We start from the raw sequence: 19849 nt of genomic DNA on the forward strand, positions 1-19849 counted from the left end.
CGTTCGGTCATGGTGAAGGCGTATGTCGTTGGGGCATCGGCTCGGCGGACGTGATGTCCGTCGATGCCGGGGTGAAAGTGAACCAGACACGATCCCGGGGTGAAATGCTCTGATTCCGGTCGGGTTCGCGTCCACGAGATGCGCTCTTTCTGGGGAGAGCCGGACATCTCATGCTGCCGAGGTCGAGTGGCGAATCAGCCACTACTGGCACGAAGGTGAAGCAAACGTCCAGTCAGACGCGGACACTACGAACTCGCCATCAGCGCGTCACCCGCGACCCGGGTGGCTGCGGCGTTCACCGAACTGGCCCGAGCGATCTGACCGGTGTCCGCTGACGCGGCTCGGCGTGCCCACCGATCCGCCAACGCAACAGCGCCCTACGGTCTGTACTGGCACGGACCGTGGTAAATCTGTCGAGATTCTACGAACGGACGACTTTGACCACGTAGGGGCCGGCATCACCCCTCGGCTCACGCGCCCAGGTACTGCTTCAGCATGTCACCCCAACCGGCTTGAATCATGCTCTTGAACCGCCACTCGCCGCCGGCTTTGGCCATGACGTCGACGTAGCGCATGTATTGGGTGTCGCCACCCACGGTCACCGTCGAGTCGGTGATCACCACGGCGATGTCACGGTTGAGGAAGACCGGCTGGCGATGGTTGTCGAATTGCATGGACGCCGGGTCCGAGCCGCCGGCGCTCATGTCCATCGCCTGGAGGAAGGTGGCCCGGTCCCATTCCTGGGTGACGCACTCCCCTGCGGAATCGTTGGTCATCACCACCAGAGGAAAGAGCGCCATGTCGGCCATGGCCTCGGTGTCGTTCCGGCGGACATGGCCGTCGTACCGGTCGAACCAGGCCAACAGGCTCTCCGCGTCGGCGGCCGTGGGGCTGAACTGGGTCGTGCCGAGTGGGCTTTGGGCGGTCATGTGACTCCTCGATCGGAGGGCAGGGGCGGCTGATGCCTCAACTCCGTACACAGTACACCGTACGACGTACGGATTTTCAACCGGCTCGCGTGCGATACTCCTCAAGCCGTAACTTTGTACGGCGTACTCCGTACGGTGCACAGCATTGGCCACGAAGGCGAGGCACACATGCCCGGATATCGCAGCGGAGAGGGTGACCCAGCCCACACACTGGCCCTACTCTGGCGCGAGCCTGGATTCGGCCGATCAAGCCGGGGACCGAAGCAAGGGCTGACGGTAGACCGGATCGTGGACCTGGCCGTCGAGCTCGCCGACCAGGTCGGGCTCGACGGCGTGTCGATGCGCAGCGTCGCCAAGGCCCTCGGCGTCGCGCCGATGTCCCTGTACACCTATGTGCCCGGCAAAGCCGAACTGCTCGACCTCATGGTCGACACCGTCTACCTGCGGATGCCCCGCCCGGCACTCGACCAGAAAGTCTGGCGGGCCCGGCTGACCGCCATCGCGCAGCAAAACCGCGCGCTCTTCAAAGCCCACCCATGGCTGGTCGAGGTGTCGACCGCCCGGCCGCCGCTCGGACCCGGACTCATGGCCAAATACGAATACGAACTCCGCGCGTTCGCCGGCCTCAACCTTGACGATGTCACCACCGACGACGCCCTGGCCTACCTGCTTACATTCGTGCAGGCCGCCTCCCGCGCCGCGCTCACCGCCCGAGCGTCCCAGCGGGACACCGCCATGAACGACGAGCAGTGGTGGGCGGCCAACGAACCCCTCCTCGCCCGGGTGTTCGACCCGGAGGCCTACCCCACCGCCGTGCGGATCGGTTCAGCCGCCGGCGCGGCCCATGCCGCCGCCTACGACGCCGACCACGCCTACACATTCGGGCTTGCCCGCGTGCTGGATGGCCTGGCCGGCCTCGTACCGAACGATCTGAGCGCCATAGTGGCTTCCCAACAGCCACCGGCGGTCTGACCGAGCCGCCGCGGGGACTTCTCGGTCGCCCGGCCCGGTATGACTTACTGCCCCAGTCGTATAGATGATCCGGGGGTGTTGTCGCCGGGCCGGGTGGCGTCGGCGGACCGCGCTGATAGGGACACAGCACCCCCGGGGCTTGACCCGGTTTGACGGACTGTCAAGCCCCGGGTTTGATGGAGAGTTTGATGCTTCCCGGGTTTTTCGGAGCCGTGTTGGTTGGCGTCAGGCTACGGATAGGGCGATCGGGTGGAGCCTTTCATACTCGATCGGGGTGAGCATGCCCAGTGAGCTGTGGCGGCGTTGTCGGTTGTGGAAGATCTCCAGGTACTCGAAGATCGCGTTGGCCAGTTCGATGCGGGTGCGCCACTTCCGGCGGTTGAGTAGTTCGGTCTGCACCCGGCCCCAGAACTACTCGATCATGCCGTAGCAGTCACCGATGGATCCCATTGAGGGCGCCAGGCCGGCTTCCTGGACTCGGCGGGTGAAGGCCCATGAGGTGAACTGCACTCCGTGGTCGAGTGGATCACGGTGCCGGACGGTTGGCGGTTGCTGATGGCCATGCTCAGGGCGTTGGTCACCAGCGTGGCTGTCTGCGTGGCGTCGATGGACCAGCCGACGACTTTGCGGGAGAAGGTGTCCAGCACGGCCGCGCAGTACACCTTGCCCTCGCGGGTCGGGTGCTCGGTGATGTCGGTGACCCACAACTGGTTCGGCGACGATCTGGCGAAGTCGCGGTTGACCAGATCACTGGCAGTCGGCGTCTGGTGCTTCGGCCGGGGACGGCGACTACCGGGCAGGCCGTGGATGCCGGCACGGCGCATCAGCATCTTCACCGCGTGATAGCCCACGACGAGTCCGCGGCCCATCCTCAGTTCGGCGTGCACCCGGCGAGAACCGTACGTGCCGCGACATGCCGCATGCACCGCGCGGATCTGTTCGGTCAACCACGCGTGACGCAGCGCCCGCTGCGATGGTGGTCGGTTGCGCCAGGCGTAGTACCCGACGCCGAGACCACGAGCACGCGGCAGCAGATCTCGACGGGGAGTCCCTCAGCGGCCATCTGGTGGATGACCGCGTACCGGTCTTTTGGGGGCACCACCTCCTTGAGCAGTTCTGCCGCGCGGCGATGCACGGCCAACTCGGTCTCCAACTCGGCGATACGCCGTCGAGCCGCGACCAGCTCTGCCTGGTCGGCAGAGGTGACACCCGGCATCTGGCCGGTGTCGATCAGCTCCTGGCGGCGCCAGTTGTAGATCGTCTGATCGCTGATCTCCAAGTCCCGGACCAGCTCCGCGACAGATCGGCCGGCCTTGAGCAGATCGAGGACCTTGCGACGAAACTCGGGTGGATATCTCCTCGGCACGTCTCTCCTCAACGAGCGACGAGCCTGACGAGTCAACCAACCCGACTCCACCAAACCCGGGGAACATCAGATGAGAGCCACACGACCAGCGTGGGCAGCCGATGAGAGAGCGACAGCCCGGGCGCCTCGACCGAAGCCTGGCCGGGCCACGGTCGCAGGTCAATGAAACAAGTAGCCGAAGAGCGAATGCCTGCCGTGCCGGACAGTCAGCCGCGGAAGCGGGCTTGGTGCTGGCCGCGGGTGATTGCATGGACGGCGACGCGTCGATGGTTCTCCGGCACAACGGTGTCGAATTGGCGTGAAAGGCCCAACTTCTCCATGACCCGTGCCGACCTGACGTTCTCGAGTTGGCGAATGCTGATGATGCGGTCCATGCCACGGTCGAGGAAGCCGAACCGCATGGCTGCCGTGGCCGCCTCTGTGGCGTACCCATGTCCCCAGAACCTTCGATCTAGCCGCCACCCGATCTCCACGGCCGGCAACACCTCCGGCAGAAAATCGGGCACCGCGAATCCTGCCCATCCGATCAGTACGCCGGTCTCACGAACCTCGACGGCGAACAGGCCGAATCCGATCTCCTCCCAGTTCGCGATCATCTTCTGCAAGCCTTCAGCGCTCTGCCGGCGATCGCGCACTGAGCCGTCTCTGATGTAGCGCATCACCTCCGGGTCGGCGTTGATGGCCGCGAGAGGGTCGAGGTCGCCCTCCCGCCAGCCGCGGAGGGTCAGCCGGTCGGTCTCCAAGGTGATCACGAGATCATTCTCGATGGCGCACCTTCGCCGCTGCAAGGCGGCCCCGGCACGGAACCTGGAATGTCTTTCAAGATCTGCATCAATGGATAATCTCCGCGCGCGCCCGCTCGTTCGGGGTTGCGATGTCCCAAAAGCGAACCGTGCCCCGCGCATTACGGTAGGCGCCCGTACCGCCGGTGACACCCATGTCGAGCGGACTTGCGCCTCTTACCCAGAGGGCCTGCATGGTTACGGAGCCCTGCGTGAGTTGCATCGTGATCAAGCACTGCATAGTAATATTTCCGCCATCGATATGTACGACCTGGCACGAGCCGCCCCCGTGTCCGACTTTGCGTCCGTCCCTTATCGCGTTGCCGGAGTAGACATCCATGTCACCCACGCTCACCCCCGCCCGGCCGAGATCGAGAGCCGCGTACTGATCGTTCTCGACCTTGAGTTCGAGGACTTCGACCTGATCGCCTTCCTGCGTCCCCGTCTCACTCGTGCCTGCGTTGCAGCCGCCGACTGCGATGGCGATGAGCGGCACGGCGATGAACTTCATGAACGTTGCCTTGGCGCGCGTGCTGTTGTTTTGCATGCTGATTCCTTGTGTTTCAATTCCGGGGACGGACCATCCGCCCACAAATCATGATTAATATGCTGTCGCGGACGCAGATCGAGCGCCGACAGGCGAAAATACTTTGGTGATAGGGCGTGTCCACCGCTGCCCGTAGGCGGGGGCGGGCGTAGCTCAGATGACTTCGAAGTTTGCCATCATGCCCATGTCCTCGTGTTCGATGTTGTGGCAGTGGAACATGTACCGGCCGCGGTAGCCGTCGAACCTGGTGATGACCTCCACCGCTTCGCCGGGGCGCAGGTCGATTGTGTCCTTGCGGCCCACGTCGTAGGGTCCGGGTTCGTGGCCGCCGCGGGCGAGGACGTGGAAGTGCACCAGGTGTAGGTGTATGGGGTGATGCAGGTCCGCGACGAAGCGCCAGATCTCCACGTCGCCGAGCCGGGGGCGGGCCTCGATCCGGGTCGGTGAGTAGGGCTGGCCGTCGATGGTCCAGCCGTGCCGGTCGCCGATGCGCCCGGCACGGAAGGAGAACTCCCTGGTCACGGTCGCCTGTGCGCGGTCGAGTGGTTCGATGTCGGCGAGCCGGTCCGGGATGTGGCTGTCCTCGGTGGCGCGCCGGGTGACGCGGAACCGCATCACATGTGCGGTGCTGTCGGTGCCGAGGCGGTTGACCAGGACGACCTCGGTGCCGACCGGGTAGGCGCCGAAGTCGACGACCAGGTCGTACCGTTCTGCCGGGGCGATCGGCAGGTGGTCGTGCACGCGCGGCGCGTCGAGCAGGCCCTGGTCCGAGCCGATCTGCGTGAACGCCTGGCCACCGGGCGGCGGCGGGTCAAGTGCGAGGTCGTAGCGGCGGGCGTTGGAGGCGTTGAGCACCCGCAGCCGGTGCCTGGTCGCGGACACCTCGGCCACCGGCCATGGCGCGCCGTTGACCAGGATCACGTCACCGAGCACTCCTTCGACGTAGGGCTCTTCAACGCCGGGCACCGTGTTCAGCGACGGGTCGATGGACGGGTAGCGCATGGAACCGTCCGCGGCGAAGGCCCGGTCGGTGATCATCAACGGCAGTTCGCGTTCGCCGTGCGGCAGCGGCAGCGCGTCCTCCTCGTTGTCTCGGACCAGGTGGAAACCAGTCAGGCCGCGGTAGACGGCCGGCCCGGTGAAGTCCATCCGGTGATCGTGGTACCAGAGCGTGGACGCGTTCTGCCGCAACGGGTACACGTAATCGCGCTCGCCCTGGCTGATGATCGCGGCCGGATCGTGCATGCTTGCGTGTCCGCCGTGCGAATGCGTCGGGTGGGTTCCGGCGGCGGGCAGCACCAGATCGGTGGCGTAGCCGTCGGACTCCGGCGGCGTGCGACCGCCGTGCAGGTGGACCACGGTCGGCACCGGGAGTTCGTTGCGGTGGCGGATGATCGCCGTCCGGCCGCTGCGGGATTCGATGGTCGGCCCGGGGAAAGTGCCCTGGTAGCCCCAGATCGGCGTGCATAGCCCCGGCAGGATTTCCGTCGTGGCCTGCCGCTGGACGATCTCGTACCGGTCGGCGTCCGCGTCCCGCGCGACCGGCGCCAGCACGGCCGGGATCGGCAGCGGGACCTGGAACGGCGTGGGTAGCGGCACCTTGCTGGTAAGCAGTTCCCCGGTGGTTGCGGCAGACCCGAACAGCCGTGGCCCGGCAAGCCCGGCGACGGCCAGCGCGCCCGCGCCGCCGGTCAGGCCGAGGAACCGACGCCGGGACAGCCCGCTCATCGCGTTATTCCAGTTCGCCAGATCGCGACCAGCATGATCGACGCGAACATGGCCAGCGCGACACCCAGCGGGACATGGAGATCCAGCGCACCGGCTACGCCTGCGAAGTACTGCCCGGACTCGCCGAAGAACAGCAGCAGACTCGCCCAGAACGGCCAGCGCATCCCACCGCGCCACCAGAGCAGCGCCGACACCACCAGTTGGGCCAACCCGAGGTAGGTGATCAGGTCCGCGCCGAGCCGGTGCAGCGCCAGCATGTCGTAGTCACCGGTCAGGTAGCGACCGGCGAACACCGGCTGGGCGAAGATCATGACAGTCTGCACGGCGACGAACCCGCGCACCACCCCCAGCATCGTGCGTCCACGCAGCAGCGGCGATGCTTTCCTAGCCTCGTCTGTGCTGCTCATAGCGCCACTTTCGGCAGAAGTCGAGCCAGCGGCGCGGGCAGCCACCAGGCGTGGGGGCCCATCAGCTGCATCGCCGCCGGCACGATCAGGCAGCGGATGATCGCTGCGTCGACGAAGATCGCCACCGCCATGCCGAAGCCGGTCTGCTGGAGCAGCCGGTTCGGGCTGAGTACGAAGGCGGCGAAGATCACGATCATGATTGCGCCCGCTGCGGTGATCACCGAGCCGGTGTGGGCCAGTCCCTCCCGTACGGCGTAGGACGGATTCTTATGCCCGGAGCGCGCCCATTCCTCGTGCATCCGGGAGATCAGGAAGACCTCGTAGTCTATGGAGAGCCCGAACACGATGGCGAAGATCAGCACTGGCAGGTACGCCTCGATCGGACCGCCTTCGATGCCGAACAGGCCGTCCTGGTACACGAGCTTCATCGCGCCGAGTGCGGCGCCGATGCTGATCAGGTTCAGCAGCGCGGCCTTTAGCGGGATGAGCACCGAGCGGAACACCGCCATCAGCAGGAGAACCGACAGGCCGACGACGATGGCGATGAACAGCGGCATCCGGTCGCCGACCGTGCTGGAGTAGTCCTTTGCCGCGGCCGTGGCCCCGCCGACCAGGTACCGCGCGCCATTCTCCGCCGCTAGCTGCGGCAGCACGTCCTCGCGTAGGGTACTGACGAGCTCGGAGGTCTTCTCGTCCTGCGGCGAGGAAGCGGGGAAGACGAGGATGGTGGCGGCCCCGCCGTCCGGTGTCGGGGTCGGGTCCGCGACGGTCTGGACGCCGAGGGTGTCGCGCAGCGTCCCGACCGCGTCGACTGCGGCCTGCTGGGCGCCCCCCGACCCGCCGTCGGCCACCACCAGCAGTGGGCCGTTGAACCCCGGGCCGAAGCCCTTGGAGAGCAGGTCGTAGGCCGCTCTGCTGGTAGTGTCGGTCGGGTCGCTACCGGCGTCGGAGAACCCGAGCCGCATCCCCAACGCCGCGGAGGCGAGTGCGCCGACAAGCACCGTCCCCGCCAGCAGCGCGGCCAGCGGACGCCGCTGGATCGCGGCCCCGAGCCGTCGCCAGCCGGCGCCGTCGTCGGCCTTGCCATCGGCCTTCCGCCGCTCAGCATGGCGGGTGAACTGGCGGGCGAAGCGGCGGCCGAAGACACCGAGCAGCGCCGGCAACAGGGTCAGGGCGGCGAGCATGGTCGCCAGCACGGTCAGTGCGGCGGACAGCGCCATGCCCTGCAGCGCGCCGAGACCGAGAGCGACGAGCCCGAGCAGCGCCAGGATGACGGTGCAGCCAGCGAAGAACACCGAACGGCCCGCGGCGTCCATCGCGGCCACCGTGGCTGCCTCCGGATCCGCGCCGCGCACCAACTCGGCGCGAAAACGGGCGAAGATCAGCAGCGCGTAGTCGATGCCGACACCGAGGCCGACGAGAACCATCATCTGCGGCGACCACTCGGCGATCGTGAAGACGTGCGACGCCAGGACGATGACGCCCACGGTGGACCCGACGGCGAACAGGGCGATGATGATGGGCAGTCCGGCCGCGACGACCGTGCCGAACATCAGGACCAGGATGACCAGCGCGGCCAGCAGGCCCGCTCCCTCCGCGGCACCGGTCCCGCCCTCGGCCAGCTGCCGGGCCGCGTCACCTCCCAGCTCGACCTGGAGCCCGTCGCCCTCGACCTTCTGCGCAGTGTCGAGGATGCGCCGGGGGTCGGCTGTCGGCATGGCATCCACGGAGCGGTCAAGCAGCACTGTCGCGTAGCCGATCGTGCCGTCCCCCGAGACGGCGCCGACGCGGTCGTACGGGCTGAGGACCTGACCTACCTCGGAGAGCCCGGCGACGTCGTGGAGCATCTCGCTCACACGCTGCTCGACGCCCGGCTCGCGTAGGCCGCCGTCATGGTGCAGGACTATCTCGACGGTGTCCCCGGCATAGGCGGCGCCGTGCTCCGCCAGCAGGTCGGCCGCCTGCTGCGATTCGGTGCCGGGCAGCGCGGAGCTGTTGCGATAATCATCGCCCGTGACCGAAGCGGTGGTCCAGACGCCGGCCAGGACAGCGACCCACAGGGTCAAGACGAGCCACCTCCGGCGGTGAGCGAAGCTTGCGATGCGGACGAACACTCCTTGCCGCAGGAGCGGGTCGGCGTTGGTGGCCTCAGCGATTGTCATGGTCTCTTTCCAGGCGGATCGTCAACCGTCACAGCGTCACGGACCACGTCATATGCTGTCCAAGACCAAAATCCGTATATATTGATAACCAAGAGGCTATGAATGGACCTGCTGCAGCTCCGCTACTTCCAAGCGGTCGCCCGCCGCGAGCACCTCAGCCAGGCCGCCGCCGAACTGCGCGTCGCGCAGCCCTCGCTCAGCCGCGCCATCGCCCGGCTAGAGGCCGATCTCGGCGTGCCGCTGTTCGACCGGGTCGGGCGCGGGCTGCGGCTCAACCGGTTCGGCGCCGGGTTCCTCCGCCGCGTCGACCGAGGGCTGCGTGAGCTCGACGACGCCCGCCGCGAGATCACCGACGCCGCCGGCCTCGACCACGGCAACATCGCCATCGCCGCGGAAACCCTCCTCACCATCACCGAACTGATCACCGAGTTCCGTGCCCAACATCCAGGCGTCGACATCCGTCTCTACCAGTCGTCCGCATCGACCATGGCGATACAACTGCACACCGGCGAGGTCGACCTCTGCTTCGCCTCCCAGCCACTACCCGGACCGGACCTGCGAACGCGGGAGCTGCTGCGCGAAGAGGCATTGCTCGCGGTGCCGGAGCGGCATCGGCTCGCTGGGCGGGAACGCGTGCGGCTGGAGGAGGTCGCGGGCGAACCGTTCGTCACCACCCGCCCTGGCTACTGGCCACGCGAACTGACCGACCGACTGTTCGCCGAGGCGGGACTACGCCCCGAGTACGTCTGCGAGAGCGACGAGCCCGGCGCCACTGGCTACCTGATCAGCGCAGGCCTCGGCGTCGGATTGGTGCCCGCGTTCGCCCGCAGCACCAGCACCCACCTCCCCGGCGCCTGGATGCACCTGGACGTCCCGGACTGCCACCGCGTCCTAACCATGGTCTGGCGCGCGGACACCTACTTCTCCGCCGCCGCCCAGCGATTGACCGACTTCGCGAGCGACTACTTCCGCCGCCTGAACTCGACATCGTAGTCCTCCGCCCGATCGCCTGCCCTGCCGCTCGGCGACGCACAGGAAACCACGCAGACTGTGGTTGAGCAGGAACCGTTCCAAGCTCTCGGCAGCCAACGTGTACGCCCGGCCAGCCGGCTGGTGGACAGCGACAGGTCGGAGGGGCCGGCGCCAGCCACACCTGCACCAGCGGCTACTCCGGCAGCCTCGGCGACGACGCCAACCCTGCACATCCCTGCCATCAACACCTAGCTCCGCGCCCTCACCCAAACCACTTCCTCAAACAGGACTCAGCGCAGGCTACAGATCTTGATAGGTCAGGTTGAGTCGGGTTCGAGGGTCAGGCCGGTGTGGGTCAGGAAGCTGTGGAGCAAGTCGGGTCGGTATTGGATGCGCTTGAGTCGGTTCTTGATGATCGCGAGTAGGTGGTCGACGCCTCGGACGGCGAGGTTGCCGATGCTGCGTTTCAGGTGGGACCACACGGCCTCGGTGGGGTTGAGGTCTGGGGCGTAGGCCGGTAGGCGGATCACGGTCAGCCAATCTCGGGCGGCGATCAAGGCCCGCATGGCGACGCTGACGTGGGTGTGAAAGTCGGCCCGAAGCGCGGTGCTGGTCTTTCGACCGGTCCGTTTCTTCGGGCCGCTTCCCGCACCCGGCGTGCCACTTTTACGGCACCGGGCGCTCCACAAGGTGTCAAGCCCCGGGTTTGATGGAGAGTTGGTTAGCTGGTTCTCAGGGATGCGGTGACCGGGTGGGTCATCGCGTGTAGCGCCTCGTGCTCGGCGGGCGCGACGTGTCCGAGTTCGCCGTGCAGGCGGCGGTTGTTGTACCAGTCGATGTACTCGACGGTGGCTATCTCCAGGTCGTCGAGCCCGCGCCACGGACCTCGGTTGCGGACGAGTTCGGCCTTGTAGAGCGAGTTGAACGCTTCGGCCATCGCGTTGTCGTACGAGTCGCCCTTGGACCCGACCGAGGCGACAGCGCCAGCCTCGGCGAGCCGCTGGCTGTAGCGAATCGCTCGATACTGGACTCTTCGGTCCGAGTGATGGACCAGTTTACGCAGGTCAGCGCCCTGACTCTCGCGGCGCCAGATCGCCATCTTCAGCGCGTCGAGAGCCAGATCCGTGTAGAGCGACGTGGACACCTGCCAGCCGACGATCATGCGGGAGAACACGTCGAGGACGAACGCGGCGTACACCCAGCCCACGGCGGTGCGCACGTAGGTCAGGTCGGCGACCCACAGCTGGTTCGGTTGTTCTGCGGTGAAGTCGCGTTTGACCAGGTCACCCGGGCGGCCGGTCTCAGCCGCCGGCCGGGTCGTACGCGGTGACTTGTCGCGCAGCAGCCCGCGTAGCCCGGCCTGGCGCATCAGCCGCTCGACGGTGCACCGGGCCACCGGCATGCCACGCCGGCGCAGCTCGTGCCAGATCTTGCGGGCCCCGTAGACGCCGTAGTTGGCCGCGTGGATCTGCTCGATCATCGCGGTCAGCTCTTCATCGCGCCTCGATCGTGCGCTGGCGGGGCGGGTCTTGGCGGCGTAGTAGGTCGACGGTGCGATCTGTGCCGGAGTGCCTTCGAGCGCCCGCAGGACCGGCTGGACACCGTGTTCGGCCTTCTGGGAGTCGACGAAGTCGACCCTCATCGCGACGGACGGTCCAACTCCGCCGCGAAGAAAGACGCCGCGGAGCGCAAAATCTGGTTCGCCCGGCGCAGCTCACGCACCCCCCGTTCCAGGGCGGCAAGGCGTTCGGCGTCGCTGCTGGTGGTACCCAGACGCTGGCCGGCGTCAGTCTCGGCCTGCTTCACCCAGGTCCGCAACGCCTCCGGATGGACTCCGAGCTGGTCGGCGATCCGCCGGATCGCGCCGACCGCGCCAGCCGGATCCCGGCGGGCCTCAAGGACCAACCGGGTCGCACGCTCACGCAGCTCATCGGGGTACTTCTTCGGTGCGGGCATCGCTGGTGTTCCTCCCAGGTTTCGATGCCTCCATCAAACCCGGTGCGGGACACGCTGCCGCCTTGCTGAGCCGGTTGCGGGCCACGGTGAACAGCCACGCGCCAGGGTTGCGGATTGGCTGGCTGGAGCCGGACAGCAGGATGACGAACGTGTCGTGGACGACGCCCTCGGTGTCTACCAGGGACTCAGGGATCCCCCGGTCGGCTGCCAGGCGGCGGACGAACCGCCGCAGCGGTCGGGCGTAGGCATCGTAGAGGTCCTCGAAGAAGAGCGGGCCGGTCTCGTACCAGCCGCCGCATGCCTGGCAGTTGTCCGCTTTTGATTGGATGGCCCCGCAATCCAGGCACCATCTCATGAGCAGGCGGGCCTGCTTGGATGACACCGGTGGCAGGCATGGCTCGGCAGGGCGGAACGTGTCAAGGGATTGAGGCCAGCGGGAGTTAAGCGGCTTGTGGCGCGGGCTCTACTTCCTGGTCGGGCTTGTTGATCCAGACCTGTTCGGGCAGATCGAGGATCTTGGGTAGGAGCCGGGTGGTGCTGAACCGTTCGGGATGTGCTGCCCGCGCGGTGGCCAAGGTGTCCTCGCGGCCGGCGCGGACGCGGTGATGCCGGCCGTGGTGGACCTCGGCGGGGGTGTGCAAGCCGATCCCGGAGTGCCGGTGAGCTTGGTTGTACCAGGTCACGAAGTCGGTCATGAACGCCCGGGCGTCGGCGAGGGACGCGAACCGGTCCGGAAACACCGGCGCGTACTTCAACGTCTTGAACCAGGCCTCGCTGTACGGGTTGTCGTTGCTCACCTTCGGCCGCGAGTGCGAGCGGGTCACGGCCAGGTCTTCGAGCAGGTCGGCGACGGCTTTCGAGGTCATCGAGGTGCCCCGGTCGGCGTGGACCACGTGCGGGACGCCGTGGGTGTCGAACACCTCCCGGATCATGGACTCGGCCAGGGGCCCGGACTCGCGGGCGTGCACCCGCGCCCCGACGATGTACCGGGAGTAGATGTCGATCATCACGTAGGCGTCGTAGTAGACGCCTTTCGCCGGCCCGGGCAGTTTCGTGATGTCCCAGCTGTAGACCTGCCGCGGGCCGTCAGCGACCAGTTCGGACGCCTGCGGGCCGGATGCCGGGCCAGCCGGCGACGCTCACGCACCTGCCGGTGCTCGCCCAGGATCCGGTACATCGTGGCGATCGACCCGACGTACACGCCTTGGTCCAGCAACGCCGCATAAATTTGTGCCGGGGCGGCGTCGACGAACTCCGCATTTGTTCAGCACGTGCAGGACCCGGTCGCGTTCGGCCGGGCTCAGCGCGTTCGCCGGCGGGCGCCGCGCAGGTCGTGCCGGTGTCGGCCGCAGCCGGTCCCGGACAGCGCTGGCCCGCGCGACCCCGGTCAGCCGGGCCGCGTCCCGCGTCGTAGTCCCCGCACCGGTCAACGCCCGGTAGGCGTCCATCAACGCCTGCCGAGCCCGAACACGTCCGGACCGTCCGGATCGCTTCTGGAGATTTCCTCCAAGAGCTCACGCGCTTTCCCATGATCACCAACGCCGTCTCCGTCCGCGCCAGCCTCGCCTGCGTACGCTCCAACTCCCGCCGCAACCGGGCGATCTCGGCCTGCTCGGCACTGGGCCGCCCCACCGTCTCCCCAGCCGGCTTGCCCTGCAACAGCCCAGCGTCACGAGCCCGCCGCCACTCGCTCACCAACGACGAGTACAAGCCCTCCCGCCGCAGGAACGCCCCGCCCTCACCCGCCGCGACGGCCTGCTCATACCCGGCCAACAGGTCCAACTTCTGCCCCGGCGTAAACGACCGGCGCGCCCACGGCCCGTCCGAACGCGGACCCTTCTTGCGACTCATGACCCCATCCTGGGTCACCACGACATCAACAGCAGTACTCAACGCTTCTCGATCCTGAACTCGCCCTGCCAAACGGACTTGCTATGAACCGTTGGCCTCAACTCACCCTGACAGACAGGGGTCGCGCCTTCCACGCACACGAGGTGTTGGAGAGCGCATGGAAAGCCGCCCCTGAGCCCGAGCGCGAGCTGTGGCGTGATCTGGCCCAGCTGGCCGTTGGCCTCACGCACGCCCAGCGGGGCAATGCCGTGGGAGCGGTGCGACTGCTACGCCGCGCCGCAGACCGCGTCGAAGGGTACGCAAATGACGCGCCGCATGGTCTCGACATGGCTGGGCTCGTGGTCTGGGCGCGCGCCCTGGCCACACGCGTCGATACGGACGGCTTTGGCGGACTGACTCCGGGTGACCTCGTCCCACACCTTCGACCTGAGCCGGGACGCCGGCACGATTGACGTGCCCGGACACGGACGCTGGACCCGGCGGGACCCGCTGTACCGTGGTGTCGTCGCCGTCGGCTGACACTGCGGATGCCGGACACGCCGAACCAGCCTCACAGATACTGGCCCGAGGTCTCGCTGTCGTTTGTCGCCACCCGCACGGACACCACGTTGGCAAGGTTGACGATCAAGGCGTTCTCGGTCGCCTCGCGGTTGTACCTCGCGTGGGTCAGGACCAGGCTGCGCCGCTCGTCCAGCGCCCTGGCAATCGTTTCCAGCGCCTGATCCGGCCCACTGAAATCGGTAGTCAGCACCGAGACATCTTCACCGCCCACCGGATGGAATCGCATGACCAGTTCGACTTTCTCGACCACGGTCGGCTCCTTCGAAAACTCCTGGACGCCGCGCCTCGCTTCGCCGTGCGCGGGCCTCGGCTGCCGTCCACGGTGGGCGAGTCGACCGGGGCGCTTGGCGTCTGATGGAGATCGTTGAACATGACATCTTTTCGTGGGATGAAGCCGGTGTGGCTGGCACCTCAAGGCGGGGATGTCGTCGATTCCGGGATACCTTCATCGTACGCTTGTTCGGCCCGGCGCGCGTTGATGGTTTCAACCAGTCAGGCCAGCCGCCACTATACCCACCCCCGACCGCCGACCACGGCCGGCGACGCTGTACGCACCGAGACAGGAACGGCCGCGGCGAAGACGGCCACGAGAAGTGCTGGCCGGTGTTGCCGTTGCGGCGCCGACGGCGGCCGGGGGCCGCAGCCAGTCGCTACCGGCAGGGGCAGACCTCTCATCCTGACGAATGCGCCCATCTCGATGAGATGAAGGCCCGGCTGCTCCGGGGCGAAGAACCGTCTGGTAGTTCAGGCCGCCCAGCGCCGCGTCGATTAGCCAGCCGCCGTGGATGTCGCGGGAGGTGAGCTTGCGCTGTGGGGGAACAAGTGTTCCACTGGGGTTAGCACTCGCCCCGCGCGAGTGCTAACCGAATGGGATGGACCCCGGAGGGGGACCGTAGCAGCGGTCATCACAAGTCGGCCGACCAGGTGCTGTATGTGAGCACGACGATGGTGAGGATCAGGCAGATGGCCAAGTTGATCGTTTTCGGGGAAGAAGCCCGGCGTGGCCTGGAGCGGGGCATGAACGTCCTCGCCGACACGGTGAAGGTGACGCTGGGCCCGAAGGGCCGCAACGTCGTGCTGGACACGAGGTGGGGTGTGCCCACGATCACCAACGACGGGGTCAGCATCGCCAAGGAGATCGAGCTTGACGACCCGTACGAGAAGTTGGGCGCCGAACTGGTCAAGGAGGTTGCCAAGAAGACCGATGACGTCGCTGGCGACGGCACCACGACGGCGACCGTGCTGGCGCAGGCGCTGGTCCACGAAGGACTGCGAAACGTCGCCGCCGGAGCGAACCCGATCGCGCTCAAGCGCGGCATCGAGCAGGCCGTCGCCGCCGTGACCGAGGCCCTCGGCCATCAAGCACGGGACGTCGAGACGAGGGAACAGATCGCGGCCACCGCGTCGATCTCCGCCGCCGATCCGGTGGTCGGCGAACTGATCGCCGAGGCGATGGACAAGGTCGGTACGGACGGCGTCATCACCGTCGAGGAGAGCAACACCTTCGGCCTCGAACTCGAACTCACCGAGGGCATGCGCTTCGACAAGGGCTACATCTCGCCCTACTTCATCACCGATACCGAACGGATGGAGGCATTCCTCGACGATCCGTACCTGCTCATTGTCGACACCAGGATCTCGAATCTGAACGACCTGCAGCCGATTCTGGAGAAGGTCATTCAGACAGGCAAGCCGCTGGCGATAGTCGCCGACAACGTTGAGGGCCAGGCCCTGGCGACCCTGGTTGTCAACAACCTCCGCGGCACCTTCAAATCGGTGGCGGTCAAGGCGCCCGGGTTCGGTGACCGGCGCAAGGCCATGCTGGCCGACCTCGCCATCCTCAGCGGTGGCCAGGTCATCAGCGAGACGGTCGGCATGAGCCTGGACAACGTCGATCTGGACATGTTGGGCCGGGCACGCAGGATCGTGGTCACCAAGGACGAGACCACCATCGTGGACGGCGGCGGCGACGCCGAGCGGATTGCCGACCGGGCCGCCCAGCTCCGCACCGAGATCAGCGACAGCGACTCCGACTACGACCGGGAAAAGCTGCAGGAGCGGCTCGCCAAACTCGTCGGCGGCATCGCGGTGATCAAGGTCGGCGCGGCCACCGAGGTGGAGCTGAAGGAGCGCAAACACCGCATCGAGGACGCCGTACGCAACGCCAAGGCCGCCATCGAGGAAGGGCTGCTACCCGGAGGCGGGGTGGCGCTGGCCAACGCCGCGAACACCGCCTTCGACAAGCTCGACCTGACCGGCGACGAAGCCACCGGCGCGAGCATCGTACGGGTCGCGCTAACCGCACCGCTCAGGCAGATCGCCACCAATGCCGGCCTCGAAGGCGGCGTCGTCGCCAACAAGGTCAACTCGCTCCCGATGGGTCACGGCCTCAACGCCAACACCGGCGGATATGTCGACATGATCAAGGCTGGAATCGTCGAACCGGCCAAGGTCACACGATCCGCGCTGCAGAACGCCGCGTCGATCGCCGCGCTGTTCCTCACCACCGAAGTCCTTGTCGCCGAGAAGCCCTAACCCACAAGAAGGGCAGGAAGGCGTCATGACTAAAGCAACGTGCGTCAGGAAGACCGTGGTGGTGGCGACGCTACGATCACGGGACCTGCACGGCAGGGCCGACTGGATCGAGAAGGAGCTACCCGCGCTCATCGATACCGCGACGAATGCCTCGCTGCTGCGAACCCTCGGCATCAACGTCGACGCCTTGGCACCCGATGCCTGGCCCGACCACGTCACGGTCGAATCCCGGTGAGCTGACCGACACCCACCCGCCCAGGGCGACAGACAGTGCCCGGAACACGAGGAGACCTTCATGGCCAGCAAGTCCGCCCACAAGGAAGATCGGAAAAAGCAGGCAAGCAGCCTGAAGGAAAAGCGCGCCGCGAAAAAGGCCAAGCGCGCGAAGCCGGCGTCACTGATCCCACCGACCGGCCACTGAGTCAACGGAAGCGCAACCGGGTCGACCGCCCGCGAAGGGAACTACGACCGCGGTGGATCGCGCCGCCGGCAAATGCCCGCGGCGGCTGGCTGACCCGACACGGCGTCGGACGGCCTGAACTACCAGATCGAGCACCACCTCTTCCCGGCATGCCCGACCCCCGACCTGTGAAGACCCAGCCGATCGTCCAGGCGTACCGCGCCGAGATCGGCGTCGCCTACGCGAACAGACCAGCCTCATCACCTCCTAGCGTCAGCCCTGCCATACCTGCACCAGGTCGGTGCACCGGCCCGTGCCGAACACCCGGCACGCCGAGCCAGCCTCACCAGCGAACTGACCGCCACGTGCCCGAACACCTGGTTAGTGTGCCAGAGACCGACGGGCTGGCAGGCGAGCACCTCGCGCCGCAGCCGTCTCGAGGAGAATGCGCCAGTTCGCGTGGCGAGAGGGCACCGGCCATTGGCCGGTGCCCTGCTTGATCAGCCTTTGCTCGCTGTCAGCAGTTCGGACACGTCGTCGTTCGGCTCGGCGCCGTCGAACAGGCATCTGATCTACGTCACCGCAAGCGGGTACTGGGCAGGTGTTGGGACGGGGATCGTGGGTACGTCGTTCCGATATGGACAAGGGATGGTGGCGTTAGGTGCCAACCGTTGCGCTACCAGTGGATGACCGGGAGGAAGGATCATGACAACCGTCGGTTCGGTCATCGACCGGCCTACCAGCGCGGCGCGCGGTAGCGACTACGGGAAGCTTCTGAAACGCGTCAAGGACGCTGGCCTACTGGACAGGAGATCGGGCTACTACACATTCAAAATCGTAGTCACCGTGCTGGCGTTCGCCGGTGCATGGGTGGCGTTCGTGATGATCGGTCCCTCCTGGTGGCAACTGGGTATCGCCGCGTTGTTGGCGGTGCTGTACACCCAGGTCGCGTTCATCGGCCACGACGCCGGCCACAAGCAGATCTTTCGGACCCGGCGCGCGAACTACCTGCTCGGCGTGGCGTTGGGCAACCTGGGTGTCGGGCTGAGCTACGGGTGGTGGATCGACAAGCACAACCGTCACCATGCCCACCCCAACGAGGTCGGCAGCGATCCCGACATCGAACCAGGTGTGCTGGTCTTCACCGAGCGGCACGCCCCACTCCACAGCAGGGCGGTCCGGCTCTGGCGGCGGCTACAGGCGTACATGTTCTTCCCGCTGCTGCTGCTCGAAGGGCTGAACCTGCACGTTGCCAGCGTGCGGGCACTCGCCGGACCGACGGTCAGATCCCGCGGCTACCGGGCATTGGAGATCACGTTGTTCGCCGTGCACACCGTGGGCTACCTGGCCGTGGTGTTCCTAGTGCTCCCGCCATGGCAGGCGATCGCGTTCATCGCAGTTCACCAGGCGCTGTTCGGCCTCTACATGGGTTGCTCGTTCGCACCCAACCACAAGGGCATGCCCGTGCTGACTGCCGACGACGACTTGGACTACCTGCGTCGGCAGGTGCTCACCTCCCGCAACATCCGCGGCGGCCGGCTGGTGGACTTCCTCCTCGGCGGGCTGAACTACCAGATCGAGCACCACCTGTTCCCGAACATGCCGCGGCCCAACCTACGCCGCTCGCAGCACCTGATCCGCCGGTTCTGCGCCGAGCACGGCGTCAGCTACGCCGAGACCGGCCTGTTCGCCTCGTACCGGCAGGTACTACGCCACCTGCACCAGGTCGGACGCCCAAACGCCGGCCCCACACCCCGCGCACAGGAAGGCTGACCATGCTTACCGCCGCGCAACGGGCCACCATGATCCCGTCGTCACCGCCCTCGCAAGCTCGACTGCTACTCGCCCCTGTCCGAGCCAGCCGGGCGATCCTGGACGGCGGGTGGTGGCCCCGCTCCTGGGACCCGGTGGCCGAACTCCCCGGGCTCGTCCTGGCCCTGTCCGAGCGCTACGGGCGGATCCGAAACGTGATACTCACCAACGGCGTCTGGGACAGCCGCTTCCGCCAAATCGCAGTCGGCACGGACGTGGTCCGGGTGGGCTGGTTCGCCTCGCTGGACACCGCCTTGTTGATCGCCACCAACGTTAGCGGAGACCAACTCGACCTGCTCGTCGTGCCACCGGACAGCACAGCTACGGCGGCAGAGCAGGCGATGACCACCGCAGCCGACCCGACCAATACCATGCGCGCACCCGACATGCTCACCGCCGGAACCGCGCCACCGTCGCCGACAACGGGCACCGACCCGTACGCGGTATGGGACAACGAGGGCGGTAACACCGCCACAAGACGACCGCACCACCGGCCCACCAACGTACAGTCCCGTCAGGTTGAGTGACAGCGGGCGGGGTCCCACGCAGCTACTGTCGCGTACCTGCGCCGAAGGTCGGCAGCCCGTTGATAGCCCGAGTCCCATGCCAGAAGCAACGACCCCCACCGGAACCGCTGGCTGCGTCCACGGAAGTGGTGTGCGACTTGCCCGTGATGGGCGTGTTGCGTAGATGAGAGACGGCCACCGCGCGATCCTTCGAGACGGCTAAATCCAACGAGCCTTTTCCAAGCTGATCTTGCAGCTCGGGGTGGGTGTGGCAGGCCCGGTGATCGATGGGTGCGAGGCTCCAGGTAGGACAGCTGTCGACCAAGACTCGAAGCCCCGACCGGGAGCCTCGCCATGCTGTCC

17 protein-coding genes and 4 pseudogenes are annotated in these 19849 nt (G+C 66.9%); 9 read left to right on the top strand and 12 right to left on the bottom strand.

The window, feature by feature from the left end; genetic code table 11:
- Nucleotides 1–231 precede the first annotated feature (231 nt).
- Nucleotides 232–321: pseudogene (locus E1258_RS34825) on the top strand (IS6 family transposase); the annotation flags it as partial.
- Nucleotides 322–470: 149 nt separating this feature from the next.
- Here E1258_RS34825 and E1258_RS15375 read toward each other — a convergent pair.
- Complete coding sequence (locus tag E1258_RS15375; protein ID WP_132401261.1) at nt 471–929, bottom strand: DUF4440 domain-containing protein; 459 nt, start codon at nt 927–929, stop codon at nt 471–473.
- A gap of 168 nt (nt 930–1097) precedes the next feature.
- Between E1258_RS15375 and E1258_RS15380 the strand changes: the two genes are divergently transcribed.
- The gene (locus E1258_RS15380; protein WP_132401264.1) at nt 1098–1901 is read left to right on the top strand and encodes a TetR/AcrR family transcriptional regulator; all 804 of its coding nucleotides are present in this window, start codon (nt 1098–1100) and stop codon (nt 1899–1901) included.
- Nucleotides 1902–2126: 225 nt separating this feature from the next.
- Here E1258_RS15380 and E1258_RS15385 read toward each other — a convergent pair.
- The 6 genes and pseudogenes from E1258_RS15385 to E1258_RS15410 form a co-directional block, all read right to left on the bottom strand.
- Nucleotides 2127–3267, bottom strand: a pseudogene (locus E1258_RS15385) (IS3 family transposase).
- 206 nt (nt 3268–3473) lie between these two features.
- Nucleotides 3474–4019, bottom strand: a complete 546-nt coding sequence (locus E1258_RS15390) for a GNAT family N-acetyltransferase (RefSeq protein WP_132401267.1) — start codon at nt 4017–4019, stop codon at nt 3474–3476.
- A 79-nt stretch (nt 4020–4098) separates the two neighbouring features.
- Complete coding sequence (locus E1258_RS15395) at nt 4099–4596, bottom strand: hypothetical protein (RefSeq protein WP_207919575.1); 498 nt, start codon at nt 4594–4596, stop codon at nt 4099–4101.
- Nucleotides 4597–4749: 153 nt separating this feature from the next.
- A complete protein-coding gene (locus E1258_RS15400) occupies nt 4750–6324 on the bottom strand; it encodes a multicopper oxidase family protein (protein WP_132401270.1) in 1575 nt (524 codons plus the stop codon).
- Nucleotides 6321–6731 (bottom strand): hypothetical protein, encoded by a 411-nt coding sequence (locus E1258_RS15405; protein ID WP_132401273.1) that lies wholly within the window; start codon nt 6729–6731, stop codon nt 6321–6323. Before E1258_RS15405 ends, E1258_RS15400 begins: the two co-directional genes overlap by 4 nt.
- On the bottom strand, nt 6728–8797 hold the full coding sequence (locus tag E1258_RS15410; RefSeq protein WP_243715471.1) for an MMPL family transporter: 2070 nt from the start codon (nt 8795–8797) through the stop codon (nt 6728–6730). Before E1258_RS15410 ends, E1258_RS15405 begins: the two co-directional genes overlap by 4 nt.
- A gap of 198 nt (nt 8798–8995) precedes the next feature.
- Here E1258_RS15410 and E1258_RS15415 point away from each other — a divergent pair, with 198 nt between their 5' ends.
- Nucleotides 8996–9886: a LysR family transcriptional regulator gene (locus E1258_RS15415; protein WP_132401276.1), complete on the top strand. Its 891-nt coding sequence runs from the start codon at nt 8996–8998 to the stop codon at nt 9884–9886.
- Between the two features lie 296 nt (nt 9887–10182).
- Here E1258_RS15415 and E1258_RS15420 read toward each other — a convergent pair whose 3' ends face one another.
- The 4 genes and pseudogenes from E1258_RS15420 to E1258_RS15435 form a co-directional block, all read right to left on the bottom strand.
- Nucleotides 10183–10554 (bottom strand): transposase, encoded by a 372-nt coding sequence (locus E1258_RS15420; RefSeq protein WP_256371004.1) that lies wholly within the window; start codon nt 10552–10554, stop codon nt 10183–10185.
- A 32-nt stretch (nt 10555–10586) separates the two neighbouring features.
- A pseudogene (locus E1258_RS15425) lies at nt 10587–11821 on the bottom strand (IS3 family transposase).
- Entirely contained in the window at nt 11793–12203 is a 411-nt protein-coding gene (locus tag E1258_RS15430; RefSeq protein WP_132401279.1) for an RNA polymerase sigma factor, read from the bottom strand. The pseudogene E1258_RS15425 and the gene E1258_RS15430 overlap by 29 nt, the downstream one beginning before the upstream one ends.
- A gap of 58 nt (nt 12204–12261) precedes the next feature.
- Nucleotides 12262–13672: pseudogene (locus E1258_RS15435) on the bottom strand (IS3 family transposase).
- 83 nt (nt 13673–13755) lie between these two features.
- Here E1258_RS15435 and E1258_RS35590 point away from each other — a divergent pair.
- On the top strand, nt 13756–14124 hold the full coding sequence (locus tag E1258_RS35590) for a DUF309 domain-containing protein (protein WP_132401282.1): 369 nt from the start codon (nt 13756–13758) through the stop codon (nt 14122–14124).
- Between the two features lie 98 nt (nt 14125–14222).
- Here the strand turns inward: E1258_RS35590 and E1258_RS15445 are convergent, their stop codons facing one another.
- Nucleotides 14223–14483, bottom strand: coding sequence for a hypothetical protein (locus tag E1258_RS15445; RefSeq protein WP_132401285.1), 261 nt, complete (start codon nt 14481–14483; stop codon nt 14223–14225).
- A gap of 713 nt (nt 14484–15196) precedes the next feature.
- Between E1258_RS15445 and groL the strand changes: the two genes are divergently transcribed.
- The 5 genes from groL to E1258_RS15470 all read left to right on the top strand — a co-directional run bounded on the left by groL (nt 15197) and on the right by E1258_RS15470 (nt 19507).
- Nucleotides 15197–16768: a chaperonin GroEL gene (gene groL / locus E1258_RS15450; RefSeq protein WP_132401288.1), complete on the top strand. Its 1572-nt coding sequence runs from the start codon at nt 15197–15199 to the stop codon at nt 16766–16768.
- A gap of 25 nt (nt 16769–16793) precedes the next feature.
- Nucleotides 16794–17003 carry a hypothetical protein gene (locus E1258_RS15455; protein ID WP_132401291.1) on the top strand — a complete coding sequence of 70 codons (210 nt, stop codon included), beginning with the start codon at nt 16794–16796 and terminating at the stop codon, nt 17001–17003.
- A 60-nt stretch (nt 17004–17063) separates the two neighbouring features.
- The gene (locus E1258_RS35430; protein ID WP_256371005.1) at nt 17064–17189 is read left to right on the top strand and encodes a hypothetical protein; all 126 of its coding nucleotides are present in this window, start codon (nt 17064–17066) and stop codon (nt 17187–17189) included.
- Nucleotides 17190–17873: 684 nt separating this feature from the next.
- On the top strand, nt 17874–18941 hold the full coding sequence (locus tag E1258_RS15465) for an acyl-CoA desaturase (protein WP_132401294.1): 1068 nt from the start codon (nt 17874–17876) through the stop codon (nt 18939–18941).
- Between the two features lie 2 nt (nt 18942–18943).
- Nucleotides 18944–19507 carry a DUF5994 family protein gene (locus tag E1258_RS15470; protein ID WP_132401296.1) on the top strand — a complete coding sequence of 188 codons (564 nt, stop codon included), beginning with the start codon at nt 18944–18946 and terminating at the stop codon, nt 19505–19507.
- Nucleotides 19508–19849: the final 342 nt, after the last annotated feature.

It is taken from the genome of Micromonospora sp. KC207 (genome assembly GCF_004348615.1).
Classification (GTDB): domain Bacteria; phylum Actinomycetota; class Actinomycetes; order Mycobacteriales; family Micromonosporaceae; genus Micromonospora.